The organism is Rhodococcus sp. 7Tela_A2 (assembly GCF_049311045.1).
In the GTDB taxonomy this organism is placed as follows: Bacteria; Actinomycetota; Actinomycetes; order Mycobacteriales; family Mycobacteriaceae; genus Rhodococcus.
Genome location: NZ_JAXION010000152.1, coordinates 1 through 8,674 on the forward strand (window position 1 = coordinate 1; position 8,674 = coordinate 8,674).

Annotated in this window: 4 protein-coding genes; 2 read left to right on the forward strand and 2 right to left on the reverse strand. The window is 69.7% G+C overall.

What is annotated here, in order from left to right; genetic code table 11:
- Positions 1–55: 55 nt before the first annotated feature.
- Positions 56–4,042: a type VII secretion protein EccCa gene (gene eccCa, locus TVH25_RS19540; protein ID WP_422425264.1), complete on the reverse strand. Its 3,987-nt coding sequence runs from the start codon at positions 4,040–4,042 to the stop codon at positions 56–58.
- Between the two features lie 250 nt (positions 4,043–4,292).
- On the opposite strand from eccCa, the gene eccD reads away from it, so the two are divergent.
- The gene (eccD, locus tag TVH25_RS19545; RefSeq protein ID WP_422425265.1) at positions 4,293–5,750 is read left to right on the forward strand and encodes a type VII secretion integral membrane protein EccD; all 1,458 of its coding nucleotides are present in this window, start codon (positions 4,293–4,295) and stop codon (positions 5,748–5,750) included.
- 4 nt (positions 5,751–5,754) lie between these two features.
- Positions 5,755–7,128, forward strand: a complete 1,374-nt coding sequence (gene mycP / locus TVH25_RS19550) for a type VII secretion-associated serine protease mycosin (RefSeq protein WP_422425266.1) — start codon at positions 5,755–5,757, stop codon at positions 7,126–7,128.
- A 4-nt stretch (positions 7,129–7,132) separates the two neighbouring features.
- On the opposite strand, the gene eccB is transcribed toward mycP, so the two are convergent.
- A complete protein-coding gene (eccB, locus tag TVH25_RS19555) occupies positions 7,133–8,584 on the reverse strand; it encodes a type VII secretion protein EccB (RefSeq protein ID WP_422425267.1) in 1,452 nt (483 codons plus the stop codon).
- Positions 8,585–8,674 lie beyond the last annotated feature (90 nt).

Consider the following 8,674-nt stretch of genomic DNA (forward strand, 5'->3'; position numbering starts at 1 on the left):
CATTTCCCCCGCACCCACCCCGGCAGCACGGCCAGGACCAGCACTTCCGGCGACGTCACGGCAGCGGTGACCATGCGGTCTGCACGAGCGACGCGCCGTCGCGGCGCACGAGCAGTCCTCTTCCGGCCGGCATGGGCGACGGGCGGGCCGAGCCCACCAGCGCACCTTCGTCCCGATTGCCGCTCATCACCAGCCCGGGACTGGAAAGTTCGCGCAATCGGGCCAGCACCGGTTCGAACAGTGCCCTGCCCGCGCCTCCGGCTCGGCGCGCCACCACGAGGTGCAGACCCAGGTCCTTGGCTTGCGGCAGATACTCGAGCAGCGGGGCCAACGGATTCTGGCCGCTCGCCGCAACCATGTCGTAGTCGTCGACGATCACGAAGACCTCCGGCCCGGACCACCACGAACGGTCCCGCAATTGCTGTTGAGTCGTCCCCGGCCCGGGCAGTCGCCGCTCGAAGATCCCGGCGAGTTCCTGGGCCATCGTGGCCAGCACACTCGCGGCCGGTGCGTAGCCGCCGAGGTGATCGCCCTCGACCACGCCGAGCAGGGTGCGGCGGTAGTCACCGACGATGATGCGCACCTGGTCGGAGGTGTTCGACTCCATCAATCCTCGGCAGATGCCACGGAGCACGGCTGTCTTCCCGCAGCCGGAATCACCGAATACGAGGAGATGCGGGCTGTCGGTGAAGTCCACGGCGACCGGCGCGAGTTCCGACTCGTCGATGCCGATCGGGATCGTCAGCCGCACCGCGGGCGGCGCATCCGGGGCACTCGGCCATCCGCGGGGCAGCGCCGCGAGCAGATCGGTGCGATCGATGGTGTCGGGCAGCATCCGGACCCTCGGTGCGCGTCCGCCGGGCGTCGCGGCGGCGATCGCGGCGACCGCTCCCGACACTCCGGCGCCGAGATCGGTGGTGTCCGTGACGCCGTCCACGCGCGGCAGCGCCACGAGGATGTGCAGCCCGTCGCGGTCGATCCCACGGCCCGGTTTCCCCTCCGGCACCGTCGCCGCCTTCTTCCGTCCGTACTCCGAATCGGACGGATCTCCGAGGCGCAGTTCGAGTCGCGTGCCGAACTGATCCCGCATCGCCGGACGGACATCCCCCCAGCGGGGCGCACTGAGCACCACGTGGATGCCGTACGAAAGCCCTTGGGATGCCAACACACTCACGACCTGCTCGAGAGCCTCGAAGTCCTGCCGGATACTCGGCCATCCGTCGATCACGAGGAAGACATCGCCGAACGGATCGGTGGACGTGCCGGGTGCGCCGCCGGCCGGGGGGCGGCGAAACTCCGCCATCGACTCGATACCCTGCTCGGCGAACAGTCGCTCTCGGCTCCGCAACAACGACACGAGTTCCGCCACGGTACGCCGCACCCGATCGGCATCGAGACGGGTTGCGACCGATCCGACGTGAGGCAGCGCTGCCAGACCTGCGAGCGCACCGCCTCCGAAGTCGAGACAGTAGAACTGCACCTGCTCCGCGGTATGCGTCAGGGCCGTCGACACGACGAGAGTGCGCAGCAACGTCGACTTTCCCGCCTGGGGACCGCCCACGATCACGACGTTGCCGGCCGCACCCGCAAGATCCACCACGAGAAGGTCGCGGCGCTGATCGAACGGCCGGTCGACGATGCCGACAGGAGTCCGCAGCGGGGCGAGCTGGGGTACCTCGCCCGTGAGGACCGAGCGCGGCACCAGCGCATCGAGAGTCGGAGACTCCTCGAGGGGAGGAAGCCACACTTCGTGCGCGGGTGTTCCGTGTCCGCGGATCCGGTCCACGACGAGGTCGAGGAGGCTACGGCCTCCTGCGGCCGCCGTGTCGTCCGTAATGTCCGGTGCCGGGACCGCCTGCGGAACAGGATCGTCGAGCGGAACGGCGCGCGCGGTGAACACCCGGGGCCGCAGTGCACCGGTGACGCCGTGCACCGCAGTCCGCCGGGACGGGCGTCCGGACACCGAGGGCCCGGAAACGTACGCCGCAGCGAACCGGACGATCTCCGCCGAATCCGACTTGAGGTAACCCGCACCCGGCGCCGACGGCAGATGGTAGGCATCGGGAACGCCGAGGACGCTGCGCGATTCGTTCGCAGAGAACGTCTTGAGGCCGATGCGGTAGGACAGGTGACTGTCGAGCCCTCGCAGTCGTCCCTCGTCGAGTCGCTGGCTGGCGAGCAGAAGATGCATGTGCAGCGAGCGCCCCAGCCGTCCGATCGCCGCGAACAGGTCGGCGAATTCCGGTTGCTGCGAAAGCAGTTCGGAGAACTCGTCCACGACGATGAACAGCGCCGGGAGCGGATCCAGGGGAGCACCCGCCGCACGCGCCTTTTCGTAGTCTCCGACGTTGGCGAAGTTTCCGGACGCCCGGAGCAACTCCTGCCTGCGGTTCATTTCACCCTCGAGTGCGTCCTTCATCCGGTCGACCATTGCGAGTTCATCCGCGAGATTGGTAATGATCGCCGCTACATGGGGAAGGCCTTCCAACCCCAGAAAGGTTGCACCGCCCTTGAAGTCGACCAGAACGAGATTGAGATCGTCGGGCGAATGAGTGGCGACGAGCCCGAGGACAAGTGTGCGCAGTAACTCCGACTTCCCTGATCCCGTCGCTCCGATGCACAGACCGTGTGGGCCCATCCCGTTCTCGGCGGCTTCCTTCAGGTCGATCTCCACAGGTCTGCCGTCGGGATCGACACCGATGGGAACCCGCAGACGGTCGCGTCCCCGGCGTGGGACCCATGCTCGGCCGGGATCGAAGCGCAGCACGTCGCCGACCCCCACAAGGTCCTGCCAGGTGGCCGGACTGTCGTCGGAGTTGTCGCCGGCCGAAGCCTGCGCGACCACGCGATAGGGAGCCAGACGGCGCGCGACCGTCTGAGCCCGTGGCGCGCTGACGGAATCGGCGTCGGCGAACGACTCGACCTCCACGCCGGATCGTGCGCCGACAGAGCCGTCCTCCACCACGAGTTGGAGACCGCGAGCCGACGCCAGTCGCGGCGCGAAACTCGACAGGTCGAGGATCGTCAGCGAATCCAGCCCGTCCTCGAGCAGTCCCGACCCGGACCCCGACACACCACCGTCGACCACGACGACGAGCTGCGGAACTCCCTCGACGGCCGGGGCATTGCGTGTGAAGCGTCCTCGGGTCGAGAGGACCGGAGCGAGGTCCGTCTCCAGTTCGAGGACCGAGCCGAAGACCATCCGCGCGCTCCCCGCACCGTCGCGGGCGTCGGGGTGCTGAACGTGCGGGAGCCATTTGGCCCACTCCCATTCCGCGGCAGTGTCCGGTCCGCAGACGACTGCGACCCGAAGGACGTCCGGCCCGTGAAAGGTGCACAACTGGATGAGCATCGCGCGCACCAGAGACCGGGCGGCCTGCCTGTCTCCGTCGAGTCCGATCGCCGCAAAGCCTCGCAGTGCGACCGCCGTGGGCAGCGCGGCTACCACCGAGTGGGCGCGCACGAACCGCCGGAGGGAGACCGCCGCGACCGGCTCGAGATCTTCGAGCGGACCGGTGTCCGGTGCGACGAGGCGGGTGGCGAGTCGCTGCCCGCCCCGTCCGACCCGCACGTGGCAGAAATCCGCGTCGGTGCACCGCCGTTCCCACATCCGCGCGGTGCCGACGAGAGTCCAGAGCAGGGCGGGGTCGGGGTGTGCCCATTCGAGCGACTTGCGCTGTTCGCCACTGGTTTCGGTGACCTCGCGCCGGACCTGGTCGAGATACCGGAGATAGTCTTTGCGGTCTTCGTCCACCTCGGAGGTCTTCGTTCCTCCGCGCCCGCCGTTCGCGAGCATGCCGACCATCGAGACGACCATCATGATCGGGAAGATCATCGCCATCGGACTCCGGGCCATGCCGGAGGTGAACATCAGCGCCATCATGCCGATCATGGCCGCCACCATCACGAGCGGCAGTAACCTCACCAGCAGATTCCCTGGCGTCGGACGCGGAATATCGGGCGGCGCTTGCACACTCAACTCGCCGCTCGGAGCCCGCGGAGCCTCCTTGCGCGCTGCGCGCACGAAGCGCTCGGTACTCAACGTTCGCCACCCCCGGAACACCGCATCCCACAACCGTCCCCCGACGGCCGACCCCCACGGTCCGAGGAAGGGTAGCGCACGACGCAGACATACAGGGCACCTCGTGATCGGGTCCTGCCGGCGACTCCGTCACGAGACACCGACCGGCGCGTGTCGTATGGTCTGCGTCGTCCCGGTCGGCGCGGTGCACATCCGAGGGGAGCCGCGCGCAGCGGCCGGCGACCGAGTGAACGACGGGGGAAGAAGAGCGATGACGTCCGCGCAGACCGGATCCGAGCATCACGGCGCTGTCCAGGCTCCGGACCTGTGCCGGATCACGGTGCTCGCGCAACACACCGAGGTGGATCTCGCTCTTCCCCTCGGAGTTCCTGTGGCGCTGCTGATTCCCGGCATCGTGGACCTCGTCGCATCGCACCGGGCTGCGAACCGGTTCGATCTCACGCCCGAGCAGGTGGAGCCGGGGGCGTGGACGCTCGCCCGGATCGGTCATGCGCCGCTTGCGGGTGCGCTGAGCCTCGACGAACACGGGGTACGCGACGGCGAGTTGCTCGTCCTGGCCGATGCCGGATCTCCTGCACCTCCCCCGCTGTTCGACGACGTGATGTATGCGGTGGCGGTGGAGGGCAAGGACAGCTTGCGCCGGTGGGGCGCCGCTCCCGCGGGTGTGCTGGCAACGGTCCTCGCTCCGGCGGCGCTCGCTGCGGGCTGTTTTTCCCTGCTGCAACTGCCGGCAGGTCCTCACCGACTCGTGGCGGGCGCGATCGCGGCGGTGCTGGGCGTTCTGCTCCTGCTCGCGGCAGCGGTCGTCTCACGCGGCTACGGCGACCCGCGGACAGGGCTCCTGCCCGCCGTCTGCGCGGTACCGCCGGTGTTCGCCGCGGGAGTGCTGCTCGTGCCGGGCAATGTGGGGCCTCCACAACTACTGCTCGGGGCAGTGCTGGTCGGTGCGGCCGCGGTGATCGCCTTGCGAACGGCCATGGTCGGTACTGCGACGTTCACCGGTGTCGCCGCCGCTGCGGCAGGTGCGGCGGTCGCACTGGTCCTAGCGTCGACGGCCGGTGCCGGACCGCACGCGGTCGGGGCGGGCACGGTGATCGCAGCCTTGCTTCTCGTCGCCTCCGCGCCACGTCTCGCAGCGGTTCTCGGCCGCCTGCCCGTACCTCCGGTACCCGTACCCGGAACGTCGCTCGACCCGGTATCGCCCGATCCGGAGGCAGCCGCTCCGCTCCCGTCGTTCGGGGAACTCGAGGCGCGGATAGGGCGCTCCCGCGCGCATCTGACGGGGCTGGTCTACGCCGCGGCCGCCCTGGCTGTCGGCGGCGCGTGGTGCGCGGCCTATCCGGTGGCCGGGGCGGTGTCGTGGCCGGGGGTCGGTCTGGCCGTCACCACCGCGGTCGTGCTGATGTTCCGGGGCCGCTCCTACACGTCCGTGACCGAAGCGGTGCCGCTGGTGGTGGGCGGCGCGACCATCCTGATCGGGCTGATCACCGGAGCGGCGGTACTCGCCCCGGTTCCGCCGTGGTTCGTCTCCGCCGCTGCCCTGGCAATGTTCGCCGGCGCGATCGTGTTCGGTGTGGTGGCGCCCCGCCGTCAGTTCACGCCGGTGCAGCGCCGGATCGCGGAACTGACCGAATACACCGTGATCGCGCTCATCGTTCCGCTCGCGTGCTGGGTCGCGGGCTTGTACTCCGCGGTACGGGGGCTGTGAAGGGATGCGACGGCCTGCGGCGTCCGCCTGCGTTGTCGTCATCGCGGCTGTGATCGCAGGCGGCGGCAGTCCGGCAGCGGCGAGACCACCCGTTCCGGATCCCGCCCTTCTGCCGTCCGGTGGCACTCCGGCGCCGCCGGACGCCACGGAACAACGCATCGTGTGCTCCGAACCGGAGGAGGCACCGGACGGGCCCCAGATGCCCGTTGCCCAGCGGATTCTCGATTTCGAGTCCGTCTGGCCGCTCACCCGGGGCGCGGGGCAAGTCGTCGCGGTCATCGACACCGGGGTGCAACCCCATCCCCGGCTACCCGCACTGCAACCGGGTGGCGATTACGTGTCGACAGGGGACGGCACGGACGACTGCGACGCACACGGCACACTCGTCGCAGGTCTCATCGCGGCTGCCCAGGTTCCCGGATCCGGGTTCGCCGGTGGTGCGCCCGATGTCCAGCTGATCACGATTCGCCAGTCGAGCGGACGGTACTCTGATCGGGCACGCGCAGACGACGACACCGCCCGCAATGCCACCGGTTACGGCGACGTGCGCACACTCGCCCTCGCGCTCCGTCGAGCGGTGGATCTGGGTGCGACCGTCGTGAACATCTCGGAGGTGGCATGCCGGACCACTGCCGCAGGGCTGTTCGACGGCCCCTTGGGTGCGGCGGTGCAGTACGCCACCGATGTCGAAGACGTCGTCGTGGTCGTGGCGGCCGGGAACACCGATACCTGCCGCCCCGGCAATCCTGGATCGCTCGATCCTGCTGCGCCCGAGGACGATCCGTGGAATTCTGTAACGACTCTGGCGTCGCCGGCCTGGTACGACGACTACGTGCTCGCCGTCGGCGCTGTCGAACCCGACGGCACCCCGTCCGAATACAGCCTGCCCGGCCCGTGGGTGGATGTCGCGGCACCGGGCAGCGGACTGGTCTCCTTGAATCCCGGCACGGCGGGTCTCGTGGACCAGGTCTGGGGATCGAACGGGCCGCAATCGATTTCCGGCACCAGTTTCGCAGCGCCGCTGGTCGCGGCGACTGCGGCTCTCGTGCGTGCCCGGCACCCGCACCTGACCGCACGTGAGGTGATGGCCCGGATCGAGGCGACCGCGCACGCCCCTGCCGAGGGCTGGAATCCGCGGGTCGGCCACGGGATCGTGGATCCGTACGCAGCCGTCACCGCGCCACTGACGGCGAGCCGTTCACTTCCGGCAGAGGCGCGTCCACCCGAACCGCGCCCGCTCGCTGCGCCCGCAGAAACTCCCCCGCCGGACAACCGGTCGCGCACCATCGCGCTGATCGCTGCGGCCGCTGTGTGTATCGCGCTGGTGCCCGTCGTGTTGCTGTCGATCCCGCGGCGCCGTCTCGGCGCGCGGACCTGAGCTGTCAGCCTCCCGCGCGTAGGGGTGCGGGGCTCGGGTCCGGTGCAACACCGTCGTGTGCGAGCAGCGCCTCTGCCCTGCCGAGGGCGGGACCGGGTGCGAGGAGTTCCACCATCGGCCACGGAGCGCGGACCGGGTCCGACAGACCCAGGGCTGCCGCGGAGTCACCGTCCACGATGCCGTACCGGACCCCGGTGTCCGCGACATAGAACAACGGGCCGGCGCGATCGCTACCGGGTGTCACGGCCGTCGTGCCGAGGTACACGCCCCGCCCCGGCGGAACGTACACGGCGTCGGCATTCGGGCCGGCGCCGTCCGCTTGCGCCGGTACCACCGGGACGGCGTCCTCGGCGAGGGGGAGCCCGGTGCCGGCCGACAACCCCAGCGTGGAGCGGTTCCGGTCGTCCCCGGGTCCCGTCGGGTCCCAGGTCAGACACGCCACGGGAGCGTCAGCCGGCTCCACGATGTCGGGAATCACGGCGGGGAAGGTCGCCACCGCAAGCTCCCGCACGGCGGGCGCATCCTTGAGGACATCCGGCGGTACGACCGGGATCTCCGCCGCCCCCTGGGAATCCGACGCGTGCAGGATCTGCGCGGTCGCGCGCGACACCTCTTGAACGCCGTCACGCAGCACGACATGGAAACTCTGTCCATCGGGTTCGGTCAGCGCCACCACAGATCCGACGGGCAACCCGCGAACGTGCACGCTCGGAGCACCGCCCGCACCGGGAATCACCGGAGCGGCGAGAGCAGGCACTTCGGGAATCGCGCCCAGGAGGCCGGGACTCACCGGACGAGCCCGCGTCACATCGAGACCGAGCACGCGCGTCAACGCACGGTCGTCCGGATCGATCTCGGCTCGAACCCCGTTGTACACCAAGTAGAAACGATCGTCGGACGAGACGAGAAACGCCTCGTCGTCGCGCAGGGGCGTATTTCTGCCACTCTCCGGCTCGCCGACGACGACGGCGGTCGTCACGGCGAGCATTCCGTGAGGTTCGACGGTGTCGCACACGGTCCACGGCCGATCGTCCGCACCGTGTGCCAGCGACGACGGCGCCCCCGGGATCCCCACAAGAGGGCCACGGGGGCGATCCGCCAGCTGGTCGTCGGCCACAACGACCGGTTCGACAGGCGAGCCGAGCACGAGGCGTGCGGACGCGAGGTTGAGGGCGGGGTGGAAGGTCCCGTCGATGGCGACATACAGCGCGCCGGACTCGCGTCCGACGACGACGGTGGCATCCCCGATCCGGTCCTGAGGCCGGAACAGCGCCAGCGCGGCGCAGCCGGCGAGTCCGAGGCACGCCACGACCGTTCCCACGGCGAGCGCGCGGGACTGGGAACGAAGCGGGTCGTGGATCATCCGCACATCGCGTCGCACCAATGCGTGTCCCATGCGCCGCATGAGAAATCTGTATCCGCTGACCTGCCATCGCGTGGTCGGCTGTGCTGCCATGCATCTCCCCCTGTGCGGCACGCTCTCTGCCGCAACACAGTACAGTTCCGCCGGGAAGTCCGGTGGAGCGCAGGGGGCGCGGCCGGGCGG

Bases quoted from the DNA above. Each gene is read 5' to 3' on its own strand.
- eccD (WP_422425265.1), top strand. From the start codon at position 4,293: ATGACGTCCGCGCAGACCGGATCCGAGCATCACGGCGCTGTCCAGGCT.
- mycP (WP_422425266.1), top strand. From the start codon at position 5,755: ATGCGACGGCCTGCGGCGTCCGCCTGCGTTGTCGTCATCGCGGCTGTG.
- eccB (WP_422425267.1), bottom strand. From the start codon at position 8,584: ATGGCAGCACAGCCGACCACGCGATGGCAGGTCAGCGGATACAGATTT.